The 15548-nt window shown below is 64.2% G+C and carries 22 protein-coding genes; 21 read left to right on the top strand and 1 reads right to left on the bottom strand.

Annotation, left to right across the window (positions count from 1 at the left end; genetic code table 11):
* The 17 genes from K6G35_RS10550 (at position 1) to K6G35_RS10470 (ending at position 12070) form a co-directional block, all read left to right on the top strand.
* Complete coding sequence (locus K6G35_RS10550) at positions 1 to 378, top strand: ubiquitination-like system serine protease family protein (RefSeq protein ID WP_495675669.1); 378 nt, start codon at positions 1 to 3, stop codon at positions 376 to 378.
* 101 nt (positions 379 to 479) lie between these two features.
* Entirely contained in the window at positions 480 to 1820 is a 1341-nt protein-coding gene (locus tag K6G35_RS10545; RefSeq protein ID WP_495675668.1) for a DUF2213 domain-containing protein, read from the top strand.
* Positions 1821 to 1832: 12 nt separating this feature from the next.
* Positions 1833 to 2327: a structural cement protein Gp24 gene (locus tag K6G35_RS10540; protein WP_317915235.1), complete on the top strand. Its 495-nt coding sequence runs from the start codon at positions 1833 to 1835 to the stop codon at positions 2325 to 2327.
* A gap of 13 nt (positions 2328 to 2340) precedes the next feature.
* A complete protein-coding gene (locus tag K6G35_RS10535) occupies positions 2341 to 3381 on the top strand; it encodes a DUF2184 domain-containing protein (RefSeq protein ID WP_495675667.1) in 1041 nt (346 codons plus the stop codon).
* Positions 3382 to 3393: 12 nt separating this feature from the next.
* Entirely contained in the window at positions 3394 to 3732 is a 339-nt protein-coding gene (locus K6G35_RS10530) for an STY1053 family phage-associated protein (protein ID WP_495675666.1), read from the top strand.
* Between the two features lie 39 nt (positions 3733 to 3771).
* Complete coding sequence (locus tag K6G35_RS10525) at positions 3772 to 4155, top strand: DUF4054 domain-containing protein (RefSeq protein WP_495675665.1); 384 nt, start codon at positions 3772 to 3774, stop codon at positions 4153 to 4155.
* Positions 4156 to 4182: 27 nt separating this feature from the next.
* Positions 4183 to 4719: a hypothetical protein gene (locus K6G35_RS10520; RefSeq protein ID WP_495675664.1), complete on the top strand. Its 537-nt coding sequence runs from the start codon at positions 4183 to 4185 to the stop codon at positions 4717 to 4719.
* A gap of 3 nt (positions 4720 to 4722) precedes the next feature.
* A complete protein-coding gene (locus K6G35_RS10515; RefSeq protein WP_495675663.1) occupies positions 4723 to 5094 on the top strand; it encodes a hypothetical protein in 372 nt (123 codons plus the stop codon).
* A 190-nt stretch (positions 5095 to 5284) separates the two neighbouring features.
* Positions 5285 to 5875 carry a phage neck terminator protein gene (locus K6G35_RS10510; RefSeq protein WP_495675662.1) on the top strand — a complete coding sequence of 197 codons (591 nt, stop codon included), beginning with the start codon at positions 5285 to 5287 and terminating at the stop codon, positions 5873 to 5875.
* 10 nt (positions 5876 to 5885) lie between these two features.
* Positions 5886 to 7361: a DUF3383 domain-containing protein gene (locus K6G35_RS10505; RefSeq protein ID WP_495675661.1), complete on the top strand. Its 1476-nt coding sequence runs from the start codon at positions 5886 to 5888 to the stop codon at positions 7359 to 7361.
* A 15-nt stretch (positions 7362 to 7376) separates the two neighbouring features.
* Positions 7377 to 7823 carry a tail tube family protein gene (locus K6G35_RS10500; protein ID WP_495675660.1) on the top strand — a complete coding sequence of 149 codons (447 nt, stop codon included), beginning with the start codon at positions 7377 to 7379 and terminating at the stop codon, positions 7821 to 7823.
* A 2-nt stretch (positions 7824 to 7825) separates the two neighbouring features.
* Positions 7826 to 8329, top strand: a complete 504-nt coding sequence (locus K6G35_RS10495; RefSeq protein ID WP_495675659.1) for a phage tail assembly chaperone — start codon at positions 7826 to 7828, stop codon at positions 8327 to 8329.
* 29 nt (positions 8330 to 8358) lie between these two features.
* Entirely contained in the window at positions 8359 to 8529 is a 171-nt protein-coding gene (locus tag K6G35_RS10490; RefSeq protein WP_495675658.1) for a DUF6889 family protein, read from the top strand.
* Positions 8504 to 10213 (top strand): phage tail tip lysozyme, encoded by a 1710-nt coding sequence (locus K6G35_RS10485; protein WP_495675657.1) that lies wholly within the window; start codon positions 8504 to 8506, stop codon positions 10211 to 10213. The genes K6G35_RS10490 and K6G35_RS10485 overlap by 26 nt, the downstream gene beginning before the upstream one ends.
* Positions 10210 to 10788 (top strand): phage baseplate protein, encoded by a 579-nt coding sequence (locus tag K6G35_RS10480; protein WP_317915225.1) that lies wholly within the window; start codon positions 10210 to 10212, stop codon positions 10786 to 10788. Before K6G35_RS10485 ends, K6G35_RS10480 begins: the two co-directional genes overlap by 4 nt.
* Positions 10788 to 11102: a phage baseplate plug family protein gene (locus K6G35_RS10475; RefSeq protein WP_317915224.1), complete on the top strand. Its 315-nt coding sequence runs from the start codon at positions 10788 to 10790 to the stop codon at positions 11100 to 11102. Before K6G35_RS10480 ends, K6G35_RS10475 begins: the two co-directional genes overlap by 1 nt.
* Positions 11102 to 12070, top strand: a complete 969-nt coding sequence (locus K6G35_RS10470) for a phage protein (protein ID WP_317915223.1) — start codon at positions 11102 to 11104, stop codon at positions 12068 to 12070. Before K6G35_RS10475 ends, K6G35_RS10470 begins: the two co-directional genes overlap by 1 nt.
* On the opposite strand, the gene K6G35_RS10465 is transcribed toward K6G35_RS10470, so the two are convergent.
* On the bottom strand, positions 12067 to 12612 hold the full coding sequence (locus tag K6G35_RS10465) for a hypothetical protein (RefSeq protein ID WP_317915222.1): 546 nt from the start codon (positions 12610 to 12612) through the stop codon (positions 12067 to 12069). The two genes, K6G35_RS10470 and K6G35_RS10465, sit on opposite strands and share 4 nt — an antisense overlap.
* Positions 12613 to 12621: 9 nt before the next feature.
* Between K6G35_RS10465 and K6G35_RS10460 the strand changes: the two genes are divergently transcribed.
* Genes K6G35_RS10460 through K6G35_RS10445 form a run of 4 tightly spaced genes read left to right on the top strand, consistent with a single transcriptional unit; the run spans position 12622 to position 15545 of the window.
* Positions 12622 to 13338 (top strand): Gp138 family membrane-puncturing spike protein, encoded by a 717-nt coding sequence (locus tag K6G35_RS10460; RefSeq protein ID WP_317915221.1) that lies wholly within the window; start codon positions 12622 to 12624, stop codon positions 13336 to 13338.
* An 8-nt stretch (positions 13339 to 13346) separates the two neighbouring features.
* Entirely contained in the window at positions 13347 to 13700 is a 354-nt protein-coding gene (locus K6G35_RS10455) for a contractile injection system sheath initiator (protein ID WP_495675656.1), read from the top strand.
* Entirely contained in the window at positions 13700 to 14881 is a 1182-nt protein-coding gene (locus tag K6G35_RS10450; RefSeq protein WP_495675655.1) for a baseplate J/gp47 family protein, read from the top strand. The genes K6G35_RS10455 and K6G35_RS10450 overlap by 1 nt, the downstream gene beginning before the upstream one ends.
* A 1-nt stretch (position 14882) precedes the next feature.
* The gene (locus K6G35_RS10445) at positions 14883 to 15545 is read left to right on the top strand and encodes a DUF2612 domain-containing protein (protein ID WP_495675654.1); all 663 of its coding nucleotides are present in this window, start codon (positions 14883 to 14885) and stop codon (positions 15543 to 15545) included.
* Positions 15546 to 15548: the final 3 nt, after the last annotated feature.

Genomic DNA, 15548 nt, shown 5'->3' with positions numbered 1-15548 from the left:
ATGGCGAAAGCGAAGATCGTTCGTGACACAGAAGGGCTGTTCTACGGCATCAAGTTCCTTTGCCCGGGATGTCTCTGGGATGACGGTCACCCGCAGGCGCACATCGTGCCGGTCAATTGGCTGCCCGCTGGCGAGACGCAAGAGTCGCCACATGTTGCCGGCAAGCCCCATTGGTCATTCAACGGCGACCTTGATCGTCCGGTGCTCGGTCCGAGCGTGCTGACGTGGTCGGGTGGTGAAGACACTGAGGTGCCTCTGCACCGCTGCCACTCGTTTGTCGGCTGCAACGGCGCGCAGCCGGGGCAGATCGCATTGCTGGGCGACTGCACGCACGCACTTGCCAACCAGACGGTCAACCTTCCTGAAATTGAGGACTGACATGGTCCCCAACGCCCTGATTGTCTGCGCACTGATCATTTTCCCGACCGTCGTCGCCGGCATTCTCATGGCCTGCTGCGAGATCCTGCTGGACCGCTGACATGCGTTTCTACACCGTTCAAAAGCTCGGACCGAAGCGATCGCTGACGCCCGAGGGCTTCCTGCTGTGCGAAGAGGTGCCCGTCGCGCGCACCGGCGAGATGTTGTATGGCCCCGGGGAAGTGCCGGTAGAGCCTGGCCCGGATGGGCTGATCCGCATCAGCCGGACGCCTGAAGAGGTGTTCCGCGACGCGACGCTGGCGAGCTGCATCGGCAAGCCGGTCACGCTAGATCACCCCGACGACTTCGTCACGCCTGCCAACTTCGCCGCTCTGGGCAAGGGCGCAATGCTGAACCTGCGGCGCGGCGCCGGCATTGAAGACGACCTGCTGATTGCTGACCTGCTGGTGACTGACCAGAAGGCTATCGACGCAATCCAGACCGATGGGATCGAAGAAGTCAGCCTCGGCTATGAGGCGGACTACGAACAGGTATCACCCGGCCGCGGGGTACAGCGGAACATCGTTGTCAACCACGTAGCCCTCGTCGAGCGCGGCCGGTGCGGCCCGCGCTGCGCGATCGGCGATAAGGAATCCGAAGACATGAAGACCAAAGACAGCAAGCCCAAGGGCAAGCGCACCTGGCTCGACCGCCTGATGACGGCCATGAAGGCCAAGGACGCCGAGGCGATCGGCGAGGCCATCGAGGAAGGCCAGGAAGCCATGGACGAAGAGTCCGAGGAAGAGCGCGAGGCCCGCGAGGCCAAGGAAAAGGAAGCCAAGACTGGCGATGCCCAGTCTGCGCTGCTGAACAAGATCCTGAAGCGCATGGACGCGCAGGATGCCGCCATCGCCGCGCTGGGCACGCGCAAGGCCAAGGACTCCGAGAAGGAAAAGACCGACGACGAGGACGAGGACGACGAGGACCCGGACAAGAAGAAGACCGGCGACGACGGCGACCTGACCGAAGCCGAGACGGCCGGCAAGCTCAACCAGGCCGAAGTCGATCTGTACACCGGCGATGCTGCGGCCGGCATTCCCTCGCGCGCCGAGATCCTGGCGCCAGGCATCAAGCTGCCCACGCTGGACGCCAAGATGGCCACGAAGGACCGCGCCGCCGCACTGTGCAAGTGCCAGCGCAAGGCCCTCGACGTGGCGTACGGCACCGACGCCGGCAAAGCGGCGATCGCACCGTTCCTCGGCGGCCACAAGGCCGACTTCGAGAAGCTGCCAGCCGCGCTGGTGCACGCCGTGTTCATGGGTGCCAGCGAGCTGGTGAAGGCCCAGAACAACGGCCGTGCGCACGACAGCGTCGCGAAGACCAAGGACTTCGGCAAGCCGCGCACCGTGCGCGACATCAACGAAGCCAATCGCAAGTACTGGGCCGACCGGTCCGCTCACTAAGGAGTCCCGCACATGGGCAACGCAATCCTGTATCGCATGGCCTCGGGCATTCCGGGGGACATCTCGCGCCAGTCGCAAGCCACGGTCGAGTCGCTGATTCTCGATCCCGCCAACCCCTTCCCGGGCTATGGCCTGTTCGGCAAGATCGCCAATGGCAAGTTCGTGCCGATTGGCGCGGGTGACACGGCAGCGGCGGTCTACGCCATGCTGGTGCGCCCGTTCCCGACGACCGGCGGTGCGGCATCCGACCCGCTGGGTACGTCCACTCCGCCGACCAAGGGTGTCGCCGACGGAATGCGCCGCGGCTACATGACGGTCAAGAACAACGCCGGCACCCCGGCGCTGAATGGCCAGGTGTATGTGCGCGTCGCTGCTGCTGCCGCTGGCAAGCCGATCGGCGGCATCGAGGCTGCTGCTGACAGCACCAACACCATTGCCATCACCGGGGCAATCTTCACCAACGGCGGCGATGCGAACGGCAACGTCGAAGTCGCATACAACATCTAAGGGGTCACCCAGAATGAGCAAAATCATCGTTCCGCGCATGGCCGCGGCTGCCGCGATCGCCATGGTGAATGCCCCGGCGGTCATCACCCGCGCTCGTACGCGCGACAACATGCTGACGTTCGACAGCCATACGATCGACAGCACCGGTTCCTTCCTGATCGGCGAGCTGGAGCGCCTGGACCAGACGCTGCACGGCCCGCTGGCCTCTGTCACCTGGTCGCGCGATATCGACCTGCGTGAAGACGTGTCGATCGCTGACGAGACGTCTTCGTTCACCAACTCCAGCTTCGCGGCAGCCGGCGGCGCATCGCCCAACGGCAAGTCGTGGATCGGCAAGGACGCCTCGGCCATCGCCGGTATCGCGCTGGACATCGGCAAGACGGCCAGCCCCCTGACGCTGTGGGGTATGCAAATCGGCTGGACGATTCCCGAACTGGAATCGGCGCAGAAGCTCGGCCGCCCGGTGGACCAGCAGAAGTTCACCGGTATGCAGCTCAAGCACAACATGGACGTCGACGAGCAGGTGTACATCGGCGATACCGTGCTGGGAGTCACCGGCCTGGTGAACAGCTCGGTCGTGACCAACGTGTCGAACGCTGCGACCGGCAACTGGGCTACGGCTACGCCGGACCAGATCCTGGCTGACGTGAACGAGTTGCTTACCAGCGTGTGGGCAGCCTCGGCGTACGCGTACTGCCCGTCGGAGTTCCGCCTGCCGCCGGCCAAGTTCGGGCAGATCGTGAGCATGAAGGTCAGCAGCGCAGGCAACATCAGCGTGCTCGAGTACCTGAAGCTGAACACGATTTCGAACTCGATCAACGGCCGCCCGCTGAATATCCAGCCGCTGAAGTGGCTGTACCAGCGCGGCACCGCCAACGCGGACCGCATGATGGCGTACACCAAGGAACAGGACAAAGTCCGCTTCCCGATGGTGCCGCTGCAGCGCACGCCGCTCGAGTACCGCGACATCCGCCAGCTCACCACCTATTTCGGCCGCCTCGGCGTGGTCGAGGTCGTGTACCCCGAGCTGATCGGGTACCGCGACGGCATCTGACGGGAGAACGACATGCCGAAGATCTACGTCAAGAAGGCATTCACGCTGCAGCATGAGGGCGAGAAGCACGAATTCCCGGTGGGCAACCACACCGTGCCGGCCGGCGTGGCCGACCACTGGTACGTGAAGGCGCATATCGGCGACGAGCCGCCCGCTGGCAGCGAAGGGGATGCCGACCTGGCCGAACAGCGCGCAACGCTGGATAGCGCAGCCGAGTTCCTGGAAGGCAAGGCCCAACAGTTGAAGGCGCAACAGGATGAGCTAGAAGCACGCGAAAAGGCAGTTGCCGAGCGCGAGCAGGCTGCCGAGAAGGCAGCGGCGGAAGCGGCCAAGGCGGCGAAGTCGAAATGAGGGGTATGATGCCTCGCGAGGGGCATCAGCCAACCACCTATGACACCAGACGATTTCAGAACCGACTTTCCGGAGTTCGCCGACAAGACGAAGTATTCCGATGCGTCTGTCGAATTCTGGCTGACCGTCTCGGTGTCCCTGGTGAACCCCTGTCGATGGGGCGTGCTGACCGACCAGGGTATTGAACTCTGCACGGCGCACCACCTCGTCCTGGCTGCCCGCGACCAGGCTACAGCCGATGTGGGTGGCACTCCGGGCCAGGTCACCGGCCCGCTTTCTTCCAAGGCAGTCGACAAGGTCAGCGCCAGCTACGACACGGGCGCAGCAACCATTGACGACGCCGGCATGTGGAACCTGACGACCTACGGCGTTCGGTACCTCACTCTCGCCAGAATGATGGGCGCAGGCGGCATGCAGCTGTAGTCGCGCGAGCCCATCGGGAGCATCCCCATGGGCTTCATCAAGACGGACCGCCTGAAGGACGTCCTGCAGTCGATCAATGGCCTGGTCGACAAGCAGGTGCTGGTCGGCATCCCCGACAGCACCGCCGGGCGCAAGGACGGGGGCGCGCCGCTCAGTAACGCGGAAATCGGGTACATCCAGGAGAACGGGGCGCCGGAGATTAACCTGCCGGCTCGCCCATTCCTCGTCCCGGGCGTGGCCGCCGCGCAGCCGAAGACCCTGCCGCAACTGCAGAAGGGCATGGAGGCAGCGCTCGACGGCGACATCGACGGCGCGCAGCGGCGCATGGCCATGGCTGGCCTAGCCGCACAGTCATCCGTCCGTGCTCGCATCAACAGCGGTATCGGGCCTGCCCTGAGCGAGGCCACGCTGCGCAAACGAGCGAGGCGCGGCCGTGAGGGTGCTAAGGCAGAACTGGAGGCGCGTGCCGCTGGCCAGCAGCCCAGCACCGAGCTGGCCAAGCCGCTGGTCGACAGCGGTCAACTGCGCAACGCGGTCACCTACGTGATCCGCAAACGGAAATAACCCATGGCACAACTCGACGTCGTCGACGTGCTGCTCGATCCGGATTTCATGGACACCGGCCTGGTGTGCAACCGGATGACGCAGACGGTCGACGGGCACGGCCGTGCGCAGAACACCGTCACGGCTTCTCCGTTCGCCGCGGTGGTGACGAGCGACAGCGGCGACATTCTGCAGCGGGGTTCGGATGGCAGCCACATCAAGGGATCGATCACCTTGCACACGCCGTTCCGACTGCGTGACGGTGGTGACGACGCGGACGCTGACGAGGTGTTGTGGGATGGCAAAACGTACACCGTGGCGAAGGTCAACAGCTACAGCCATTTTGGGCGCGGATTCGTTGCCGCAATCTGCGATCTGAAACCGCTTTCTGGCTGAAAAGGAAAAGCGATGCTTGCAACCTTCTGGTGGGTGTGCCCCAGATGCGGCGTACGGCACCGGCCCGGTGGATGCCGAGCGCCTTTGCGGGGCTATCAACCGCTGCCCGGCCCAAAGATGCCGCCGCCGCCGATGCCGCAGGTAAAGCCGGCACGTGTCGAATGGTCAGACTCCAACTGAAAGCGAAGACATGGCAAATACCAGCGCCACCGGCGGTTACCTTGCGCCGACGGCGCCGGTGCCGCCCGAAGACGACGAGCTCGACGATCTGCTGCAGGAGCTGGTCGTCGGCGTGACCGGCCTGCCCGGCGCCATGGTGCGGCCGCGCTGGCAGGCGACGGTGCCGAAGCAGCCCGAGCCGACTGAAAACTGGTGCGCGATGGGAATCACCAGGCAGGCGAACGACGCCAGCCCGGCCATCCAGCATGCCGGGGATGGCGACGGCAGCGACGAATACATCCGGCACCAGCAGATCGACCTGCTGTGCTCGTTCTACGGACCGGGCGCGAAGGGATACGCCCAGCGCCTGGCCGACAGCATGTCCATCCCTCAGAACAACGAGCAGCTGACGCTCAACGGGATGAAGGTCGTCAGCGCGAGCGACATCCAGCCCGCGCCAGCACTCGTCAACCAGCAGTGGAACCGGCGGTATGACTTGACGCTGGTGCTGCGCCGCAAGATCACCCGGACCTATCCGGTCCTCAACCTGTTGTCCGCCGAAGTGCAAAGCACCACCGACTCGGTGCCGCCGGTGGCCGCGACGACCAACATTCACCAGTAGAGGGATGACCATGTCCAACGGACTGCCGGTATCGCGGCTGATCAATGTCTCCATCAACATGTCGCCGCTGGCGGCACAGGGCGCCAACCTGAACACGGAACTGATCCTGGGCGCGTCAGCGGTGATCGACACCAACGAGCGCATGCGGTCGTACGGCACCATCGATGCGGTGGGCAGTGATTACGGCAACACCGCGCCGGAATACTTGGCCGCGCTGCTGTATTTCCAGCAGACGCCCCAGCCGTCGCAGCTCTACATCGGCCGCTGGGCAAAGACGGCCACGGCCGGCTCGCTGCGCGGCGCGGCGCTGAGCACTGCCCAAAAGGACATCACGGTGTGGAAAGCCGTCACAGCCGGATCGTTCAAGATCACGATCGACGCCACCGTGAAGACGCTGTCCGCGCTGGACTTCTCGGGCGTGACCAACCTGAACGGCGTGGCCACGATCATCCAGACCGCGCTGGCCGGCGCCGGCTTCGTGTGGAATGGCACCCAGTTCGTGGCCACCTCGCCGACCACGGGCACCAGCTCGAAAGTCAGCTACGCCACGCCGACGGGCTCGGGTACCGACATCTCGGCCATGCTGGGCCTGACCAGCGGCCTGGCATCGGTGCCGGTCGACGGCATCGTGGCCGAAACCCCGGACGCGTGCGTGAACATCTTCCTGGACCGCTTCGCGAACAAGTTTCTGGGCGTCCAGTTCGCCGACACGTCACTGACCAACGACCAGCATGTGGCCGTGGCAGACCTGATCGAGGCGGATCAGCGCCACATCTATGGCGCGACCACACAGGAGCCGCAGGCGCTGGACAACACCGTGACCACGGACCTGCTGTCCCGCTTCAAGGCGAAGGGCTACAAGTACTCGTTTGCGCAGTACTCGAGCACCAGCCCCTACGCCGCCGCCTCGATGTTCGGCCGGCTACTGACCACCGACTTCAACGGCAACAACACGACGATCACCCTGATGTACAAGCAGGAGCCTGGCATCGTGCCGGAGACCCTGTCGAGCAGCCAGGCTGATGTGCTGGAAGACAAGCGCGGCAACGTGTTCGTCGAGTACGACAACGACACCGCCACCGTGCAGTACGGCGTGACGCCGAGCGGCATCTTCATCGACTCGGTCTACAACTCGATCTGGTTCCGCAACCGTATCCAGACCGACGTGTACAACCTGCTGTACCAGAGCCAGACGAAGGTACCGCAGACCGATGCCGGTAACGCACTGATCGCCACGACCATTGAGGCAGCCTGTGCTGCCGCGGTGAACAACGGCTACCTGGCCCCGGGCGTCTGGAACTCCGGCGGCTTCGGCGCGCTGAAGCAGGGCGACACGCTGGCCAAGGGCTACTACGTCTATGCGCCGCCGATCGCGCTGCAGTCGCAGGCCGACCGCGAGGCGCGCAAGTCGGTGGCCTTCCAGGTCGCGGCGAAGGAAGCCGGCGCCATCCATACCGTTGACATCCTGGTCAACGTGAACCGCTGATAGGGGAAAGAGACCATGCAAGGCGGCACCTATTCGTTTATCGATGTCCAGGCATCCATCACCGGGCCCGGCGGTTCGTTCTCGCTCGGCTACGGCGAGGCCACAGCGGAAGAGGGCATCACGGTGGCCATGGCCAATGACAAGAACACCATGACAGTGGGTTCGGACGGCAGCGTACAGCACAGCCTGCGCGCGGACGGCTCTGGCCAGATCACGCTGCGCTACCTGAAGACGGCGCCCATTAATCGGACGCTGATGGCGCTGTACAACGCCCAGAAGATCGACAGTCGGCTCTGGGGCAAGAACGTCATCACCGTGACGCAATCTGTCGCAGGTGACGCGATCGCCGGAATCTTCTGCGCGTTCAAGAAGGTCCCTGACCTGACCTACGCGACCGAGGGCGGCACGGTCGAGTGGGTGTTCGACGCTGGCCGAATCGAAGGCATGCTGGGGACATACTGACCATGAGCCGTGAAATCGAACTGGGCGGCGTCCAGTACTCCATTGGGCGCCTGACGGCAAAGCAGCAGTTGCACGTCTCGCGCCGCATCGCGCCGGTGATCCCGCCGATGATTCCTGCCTTCCTGAAGCTGGCCGACAAGCTGAAAGCCAGCGGCGGAGATGATCCTGCGGTTCCTGGCGCTGCCAAGGCAACGCTGCTTCTCGCGGGAGACCTGTCCGACCTCGGTGAAGCACTGCAGCCGTTCGCAGATGCGCTGGCGGCCTTGAACGACGCCGACGCGGACTATGTGTTCGACAACTGCCTGTCGGTGGTCCAGCGCCGGCAGGACAGCGGCTGGGCGCGCGTGGTGTCGCTTGAACAGAAGACCCTGATGTTCCAGGACATGGACCTGGGTGTCACCCTGCCACTGGTAGTGCAGGTAATCGTGGCCAACTTGGGCCCTTTTATTCAAGGGTTGCTTACCAGCCTGCCGGGCAACCCGGATCTGCCGGGACAGGCTGGCTAAGGCAACTGCCCGGCGGCGAGGACTGGCTGATGGCGCCGGTCCTCGAAGGCCTGTGCAAGTACGAGTCGCTGATCGACGGCACGCTGGGCCTCGAAGACATCGCCCTGATGAACGACGCGCTGGCCGTACGGGCCGACAACCAGGCGGCCGCGCGCCGCTTCTTGGAACAGCAGAATGGCCCAAAGCACCGTCATCCGTGAATTTCTCGTCGGCCTAGGCTTCAAGGTCGACGAGAAGGGCCTGAAGAAGTTCACCCAGGGCGTCGAGCAGGCCACCAAGGGCGTCAAGCAGCTGGTGACGACCATTTCGGCGTCGGCACTGGCCGTCAGCGTCGGGGTGTCCGCGCTGGCGTCGAAGCTGGAGAACCTGTACTTCGTTTCGAAGCGCACGGGCGCATCGGCCACGAGTCTGAAGGCGTTCGATTTCGCCGCGCGTAACCTCGGCATCTCGACCGAGACTGCGTTCGGCGCTGTCGAAAGCCTGGCGAAGTTCCTGCGCAACAACCCGGCCGGCGAGGGATACCTGGCCACGCTGGGCGTGCAGACTCGCAACGCCAACGGTGAGCTGCGAGACACGGTCGACATCCTGACGGATCTCGGCGCGCAACTGGCGAAGCAGCCGACATGGCTGGCCAGCCAGTACGGCAGCATGCTTGGCATCGACGAGAACCTGCTGTTGGCGATGCGCAATGGCGATTTCGCCAAGTTCATGCAGCAGTACCGGGAGATGTCGCGGGCCAACGGGCTGGACAAGGCCGCCGAGGATGCGCACCAGTTCATGGTCGCGCTGCGCGGCCTGGGTACGACCTTCGAGAACTTCGCCATCAAGGTGGAGGGCGCGCTGCTGCGCAAGGTTGGGCCGCAGCTGGAACGGTTCCAGAAGTGGTTCGAGGACCATTCGGACGAGATAGCGCGGCGCGTCGCAGACATTGCCAGCGCCATTCTGGCTGCAGTAGCCGCACTCGGACCGCCGCTGTCTTGGCTCTCGGACCAGTTCATCGCGCTGGACAAGGCCACGGACGGCTGGTCGACGAAGATCATGCTGCTGGTCGGCGCGTTTGGCGCGCTGGGCGGCTTCAAGATCGTCAGCGGCATCTGGAAGATGGTCGCGGCGGTACGCGCGCTGGGCGCTGCCAATGCCGCTGCTGCGGCGGCCGGCGGCGCTTCAGCGGCTGGCGGCGCTGCGGGCGCCGGGGCTGCTGCCGGCGCGGGCGCTGGCTGGCTCGCCCGGTTCTTGCCGTGGGCAGCCCGGATCGGCGGTGCTGCAGCGCTGATGTTCCGCAGCGGTGACCTGAATACTGGCGAGGATGCCGAACTGGCGCGCCGGCGTGCTGCCGCTGGCCAGGCTGGCGGTACGGGCAATGCTGCATTCGACGCCGTGTCGGTCTTCCAGCGGCTGGGCTGGTCCCATGATCAGGCCGTGGGCATCGTTGCGAACCTGCAGCGCGAGAGTGGAAGGGGCCTGAATCACCAGGCCATCGGTGACAACGGGCGCGCCTATGGCGTCGCGCAATGGCATCCCGACCGCCAGGCGAATTTCAAGGCATGGGCGGGAAAAGACATCCGCGATTCGTCGCTGATGGAGCAGCTGCAGTTCGTGAACTACGAGCTGACGCAGGGTGCCGAGCAGCGCGCCGGCCAGCTGCTGCGCGCCGCGCAGAACGCCCAGCAGGCAGGCGAAATCGTGTCGCGCTACTACGAGCGGCCCGCCCAGGCTGACTTGGAGGCTGCACGCCGCGGTTCTGCCGCTGTCGATCTGCAGCAGCAGACGACAATCAACCTGTACGGGGTGTCCGACCCGGCGGCGGCCGGGCGGGCCGTGAACGACGGCCAGCGCCAGGTGAACGACGAAATGGTGCGCAACATGCAGGGAGCAATCTCGTGAGTTTCCTCGACATCATCACACTGGTGCCGAAGACCATCGGCCCGGTGACGGTCGGCTGCACGATCGAGGAAGCGCACCAGGACGAATTGCAGATCACCGAGCACCCGGTCGAGAAGGGCGCGCAGATCAACGACCACGCGTTCAAGTTGCAGCCCGAGGTAACGATCCAGTGCGGCTGGTCGAATTCGGACCTGGCCGCGCTGATCGGCACCCTGGAATCGATCTTCGAGGGCGGTAGCCTGCCGTCGGCTGACTACATCAGCACGGTGTACTCGCAGCTGCTGGCGCTGCAGGAGACACGCCAGCCGTTCGACGTGGTGACGTCGCTGCGCCTGTACCGCGACATGCTGTTCAAGTCGCTGCGCGTGGTGAAGGACCAGAAGACGGGCGCTGCGCTGAGCGTGACGGCCACGCTGAAGCAGATCCGGATCGTGCAGACGCAGGCCACCAAGCTGCCGCCGAAGGAAGACCAGGCTGACCCGAAGGCCACAGCCGAGACGCAGAACACCGGCACCAAGGCGGCCATGCCGGCCACGCCGGCGCCGGGCGGATCGGTGCCACCGACGAGCATGTGATGCCGACATTCTACGAAATTCCTCTGTCTCCGGATCCTCAGCGGCTCACGGTGACGCTCAGCGGCGTGGATTACCGGCTGACGGTGCAGTACCGCGACGCCGGTGGCGCCGGATGGGTGCTTGACGTGGCCGATGCGAACAACCAGGCGCTGGTGAGCGGCCTGCCGCTGGTGACCGGCGTGGATCTGCTGGGCCAGTACCGGCACCTTGAGTTCGGCGGCCGGCTGTGGGTGCAGGGCGCGGCCAATCCCGACGACGTACCCACGTTCGAGGACTTGGGCATCGGGTCGCACGTCTTCTGGGTGACAGACTGATGGGTACGAAACAGTACGGCCGGAAGGTATCCATCTTGGTCGGCCAGTCCGGCGGTGCCGCGACCGAGTTGTCGGAGCTGCGGTGCGTGTTCAAGATCAGTCGCGGCGACCTGCAGACGCCGAACTCGGCCCGTGTGCGGGTGTACAACGTCTCCGAGACCACCCGGCAGCGTATCGAGAAGGAATTCACTCGGCTGGTGGTGCAGGCAGGCTATACGGGCAATTTCGGCATCATCTTCGACGGCACCATCAAGCAGGTGCGCCGCGGCCGCGAGAGCCAGACGGATACGTACCTCGACATCACGGCGGCGGACGGCGACTCGGCCTATAACTTCGCGGTGGTGAACAAGACTCTGGCCGCCGGCTCGACATCGGCCGATCACGTGGCCGCGGCAGTCGCCGCCATGAATCCGTTCGGCGTGACGCAAGGATACGTTCCGACCTTGTCCACCAACCCATTGCCGCGCGGCAAGGTCATGTTCGGGATGGCCCGTGACTTCATGCGGTCGGTCTCGAAAACGAACCAGACGGTCTGGAGCATCCAGGACGGCAAGGCCATCATGGTGCCCGAGACGTCGTATATGCCCGGCGACATCCCGGAGATCACGTCCGAAACCGGCATGGTGGGACTGCCCGAGCAGACACAGAACGGCATCACGGTCAAGATGCTGCTGAACCCGAACGTGAAGATCAGTCAGCTCATCAAGATCAACAACGCCAGCGTCCAACGCTACGAGTACAGCCTGAACGTCGGGCAGCAGGCCCAGAACGAGCTAATACAGCATCAGGCGAAGCTTCAGGACGACGGCTTCTACTATGTGATGACCGCCGAACACTCCGGCGACACGCGAGGCAACGAATACTACACGGACGTGATCTGTCTGGCGGCCGATGCGACGGTGCTGCCCAAGCAATTCATCAATCGGGGCGAGGTGCCGCCGGAAAACGTGATCAAGAAATTCGGTTAGCGCATCGCTTTTTGATGGTCGGCGACGTTCTTGGTGAACTCGTCGCGCGACATTGCTGGCCTGACGAATAGTGCCGATCCATCAGGCTGAATTTTCGTCTCAGCGTAGTTGAGCAATGACTCCCTGCGCGAATCACCGGACTTTGTCACGATGACCACTTCGTCTTTCGTGGGGGTCACGAGCTTGCCCCAGCACGCCGGTGCCAGGCCGCGTCCGTATAACGACTCGGCAGCACGCATGTCTTTGGCGTGGCTCAGCGGCAGCGGGCACGGCGTGTCGCGATAGAGGATTGCGACCATGGCCGCACGAGGTGTCTTTTCATCGATCGGCGTTGCAAAGATGTAGGCCGTGCGACCCACCGTAGCTTGGTCGAACGACCGCATCTTGATTTCCGCATCTTCGGCATCCTGCTGGACCTTCCATGCAGGCTTTTGCGCTTCGCGCGCTGCCAGTTCGCGGTTGCTTCTAGTGAGCGCCTCAGCGTCGAAGGCGAACGCCTGTGTTGCGGTAGCCATCAGGATGGTTGCAACGAAAATTCTCATAGCGACACCATGGATAGACGAGAGAGAGTAGGTGACCCCGAGGTTGCGCTTCGGGAGGCTTTGGACGGGATGCGCGCGGGCCTCTGGACGGCACTTCCAGGAATCATCCAGTCGTTCGACGTTGACGCCATGACTTGCGAGGTGCAGCCCGGTATTAAGGTCAAGGTGCGCCAGCAAGACGGGACGATCGTCTCGGTGCCGCTGCCGCTTCTGGTGGACTGCCCGGTGCAGTTCCCATCTGGCGGGAATTGTAGTCTGACCTTCCCGGTTGCTCCAGAAGACGAGTGCCTGGTCGTCTTCGCCTCGCGGTGTATAGACGGCTGGTGGCAGTCTGGCGGCGTGCAGGAGCAGGCAGAGCTGCGAATGCACGACCTATCCGACGGCTTTGTGCTGCTGGGCTTCCGATCTCAGCCACGCGCACTGGTGGGGGTCAGCACCAGCACCACGCAGCTCAGGAACGACGCCGGCGACACCTACGTGGATCTGGATCCGGCCGGCAAGGTAGTGAAAGTCAAGGCGCCTGGCGGCATCACGTTGGACGCGCCGATGGTCACGATGACAGGTGCCATTGCTGTGCAGAACAGCGGCGGAGCCGTCACCGCATGCGCCATCACAGGCAACACAGCCTTTTCCGGTCAGGTGCGCGCGAACGGCAAGCGCATCGACGACAGCCATTCGCACAACGGCGTCCAGCCGGGAAGCGGCAATTCCGGCAACGTCAACTGAGGACTCCCATGCGGTACAGGAAGATGACGGCGGACGGGGATTACCAGTTCGGTGGGCAGCAGGCCGACTTCTACAAGGACTCCCCAGAGGCGGTCGGCCAGGCTGTGCTCACTCGCCTGCGCCTGCTGCGTGGGGAATGGTTCCTCGATAAGACCGAGGGGATGCCGTGGGCCACCGAGGTGCTGGGCAAGTACACCAACGGCACCTACGACGCAGCCATCCGCCAGCGCATTCTTGGCACGCAGGGTGTGCTGCAGATCACCGCCTATTCCAGCTCGGTCGACACCGAGAAGCGAAAGCTGACCGTGCGAGCAACGATCAGCACCATCTACGGCACTACCACCGTTGACGAGACTCTGTAATGGCGATCACCACCACCGCACCGACGATCGATGCCAACGGCATTACGGCGCCGACGTACGCCGAAGTGCTGGAGTATCTGAAGGATCAGTACCGCGCGATCTATGGACCAGACGTGTACCTCGAGGCGGATAGCCAGGACGGGCAGTTGCTTGCCGTGTTCGCGCGCGCGATCAGCGATTCCAATGCCGTGGCGATCGCGGTCTACCGCTCCTTCAGCCCGGGCACTGCACAGCAGGATGCGCTGTCGAGCAACGTCAAGATCAATGGCATTCAGCGTAAGGCGGCATCGTTCTCCACTGCTGACCTGCTGATCGTGGGGCAGGCTGGTACAACGATCTCCAACGGTGTGGCCAAGGATGCCAACAGCATCAAATGGTCGCTTCCGGCCTCGGTGACGATTCCACCCGCCGGCCAGATGACTGTCACAGCAACATGCCAGACGCTGGGGGCGGTAGCGGCGGCGGCCGGCACGATCACGCAGATCGGTACGCCGACGCTCGGGTGGCAGACCGTGACGAATCCTTCTGCAGCGGCTGCAGGTGCGCCAATCGAGTCGGACGCCGCGCTGCGGCAGCGCCAGACGGTTTCGACGGCTCTGCCGTCGCTCACTGTGCTCGACGGGATCATCGGGGCGGTGTCGAATATCTCAGGGGTCACGCGGCTGGCTGCATACGAGAACGACACCGACGCGACGGACGGCAATGGCATCCCCGCGCATTCGATTTCAATGGTTGTGGAAGGCGGAGACTCCGCGGCGATCGCACAGGCCATCGCCGCCAAGAAGACGCCTGGGGCCGGCACGTACGGCACCACTGCCATCGTGGTCCTCGACATCTACGGCCGGCCGATCACGATCCGGTTCTATCGTCCGTCGACTGCAAACGTGACTGTGGCGGTGACGATCAAGGCGCTGACGGGCTACACCTCGGCGGTCGGCGATGCCATCAAGCAGGCCATCTCCGACTACGTCAACGGTGTCGCGATTGGTGGCGGTCAATCCGGCAGCGTTGAGTGGGCGGATGCGATCACCGCGGCCAATGGCGTGGGCGGCGGCGTCGCCTTCAAGCTGACGGCACTGGCCCTCACTGGACCCGGCGGGGCAGGCGCGCCCGATGTGGCGCTGGCATTCAACCAGGTCGCCGCTTGCTCGCCGGCGGCCGTGACGCTGACGGTGACGTGACATGGCAGATGTCGCAACCTACACCGACCTGATCACCAGCGAGCACGACCAGCGGCCCGATTTCATGGCGGTGGTCGAGGCGCTGTCCCAGCCGATGGTCGACGTGCAGAACCTGCTAGGCAGCATGCCGGGGAAGTTCGACCTGGACGATGCCGTGGGTGCGCAACTCGACGACGTCGGGGCCTGGGCTGGGATCTCACGGAATATTCGAACGCCGCTGACCGGCGTCTATTTCTCGCTCGATACTGCGGGCCTCGGATTCGATCAAGGCTCGTGGAAGGGCCCGTTCGATCCCGACACCGGGCTGACCAGGCTGGATGACGAAACCTACCGGCTGGTGATCCGGGCCAAGATCGGCGCGAACCACTGGGACGGGACGCTCGAATCGTCGAAGGCAATCCTGGATTCCATCTTCGGCGGCGGCACGTTCGTCTTCATCCAGGACAACCAGGACATGTCGATGACCATCGGCGTGTCCGGCCAGATTCCATCGGCCGTCTTCCTCGCGCTTCTGTCGGGCGGCTACATCCCGCTCAAGCCTGAGGGCGTGCGCATCAGCGTCGTCATCGTGACTTCGGTCGACGGCGCGCCGATCTTCGGATTCGACATGGACAACAACCTCGTGGGCGGCTTTGACGAAGGCGCCTGGGGCACCCCTCTGTAAGGA

It is taken from the genome of Cupriavidus sp. HY129 (genome assembly GCF_059492215.1).
Note: the sequence above shows the minus strand (reverse complement) of the source record. Positions and strands in the feature narration are given on the sequence as shown.

Excerpts from the sequence above, each read along its gene's own strand:
- K6G35_RS10550 (WP_495675669.1), top strand. The coding sequence starts at position 1 with ATGGCGAAAGCGAAGATCGTTCGTGACACAGAAGGGCTGTTCTACGGC.
- K6G35_RS10545 (WP_495675668.1), top strand. The coding sequence starts at position 480 with ATGCGTTTCTACACCGTTCAAAAGCTCGGACCGAAGCGATCGCTGACG.
- K6G35_RS10540 (WP_317915235.1), top strand. The coding sequence starts at position 1,833 with ATGGGCAACGCAATCCTGTATCGCATGGCCTCGGGCATTCCGGGGGAC.
- K6G35_RS10535 (WP_495675667.1), top strand. The coding sequence starts at position 2,341 with ATGAGCAAAATCATCGTTCCGCGCATGGCCGCGGCTGCCGCGATCGCC.
- K6G35_RS10530 (WP_495675666.1), top strand. The coding sequence starts at position 3,394 with ATGCCGAAGATCTACGTCAAGAAGGCATTCACGCTGCAGCATGAGGGC.
- K6G35_RS10525 (WP_495675665.1), top strand. The coding sequence starts at position 3,772 with ATGACACCAGACGATTTCAGAACCGACTTTCCGGAGTTCGCCGACAAG.
- K6G35_RS10520 (WP_495675664.1), top strand. The coding sequence starts at position 4,183 with ATGGGCTTCATCAAGACGGACCGCCTGAAGGACGTCCTGCAGTCGATC.
- K6G35_RS10515 (WP_495675663.1), top strand. The coding sequence starts at position 4,723 with ATGGCACAACTCGACGTCGTCGACGTGCTGCTCGATCCGGATTTCATG.
- K6G35_RS10510 (WP_495675662.1), top strand. The coding sequence starts at position 5,285 with ATGGCAAATACCAGCGCCACCGGCGGTTACCTTGCGCCGACGGCGCCG.
- K6G35_RS10505 (WP_495675661.1), top strand. The coding sequence starts at position 5,886 with ATGTCCAACGGACTGCCGGTATCGCGGCTGATCAATGTCTCCATCAAC.
- K6G35_RS10500 (WP_495675660.1), top strand. The coding sequence starts at position 7,377 with ATGCAAGGCGGCACCTATTCGTTTATCGATGTCCAGGCATCCATCACC.
- K6G35_RS10495 (WP_495675659.1), top strand. The coding sequence starts at position 7,826 with ATGAGCCGTGAAATCGAACTGGGCGGCGTCCAGTACTCCATTGGGCGC.
- K6G35_RS10490 (WP_495675658.1), top strand. The coding sequence starts at position 8,359 with ATGGCGCCGGTCCTCGAAGGCCTGTGCAAGTACGAGTCGCTGATCGAC.
- K6G35_RS10485 (WP_495675657.1), top strand. The coding sequence starts at position 8,504 with ATGGCCCAAAGCACCGTCATCCGTGAATTTCTCGTCGGCCTAGGCTTC.
- K6G35_RS10475 (WP_317915224.1), top strand. The coding sequence starts at position 10,788 with ATGCCGACATTCTACGAAATTCCTCTGTCTCCGGATCCTCAGCGGCTC.
- K6G35_RS10470 (WP_317915223.1), top strand. The coding sequence starts at position 11,102 with ATGGGTACGAAACAGTACGGCCGGAAGGTATCCATCTTGGTCGGCCAG.
- K6G35_RS10465 (WP_317915222.1), bottom strand. The coding sequence starts at position 12,612 with ATGAGAATTTTCGTTGCAACCATCCTGATGGCTACCGCAACACAGGCG.
- K6G35_RS10460 (WP_317915221.1), top strand. The coding sequence starts at position 12,622 with ATGGATAGACGAGAGAGAGTAGGTGACCCCGAGGTTGCGCTTCGGGAG.
- K6G35_RS10455 (WP_495675656.1), top strand. The coding sequence starts at position 13,347 with ATGCGGTACAGGAAGATGACGGCGGACGGGGATTACCAGTTCGGTGGG.
- K6G35_RS10450 (WP_495675655.1), top strand. The coding sequence starts at position 13,700 with ATGGCGATCACCACCACCGCACCGACGATCGATGCCAACGGCATTACG.
- K6G35_RS10445 (WP_495675654.1), top strand. The coding sequence starts at position 14,883 with ATGGCAGATGTCGCAACCTACACCGACCTGATCACCAGCGAGCACGAC.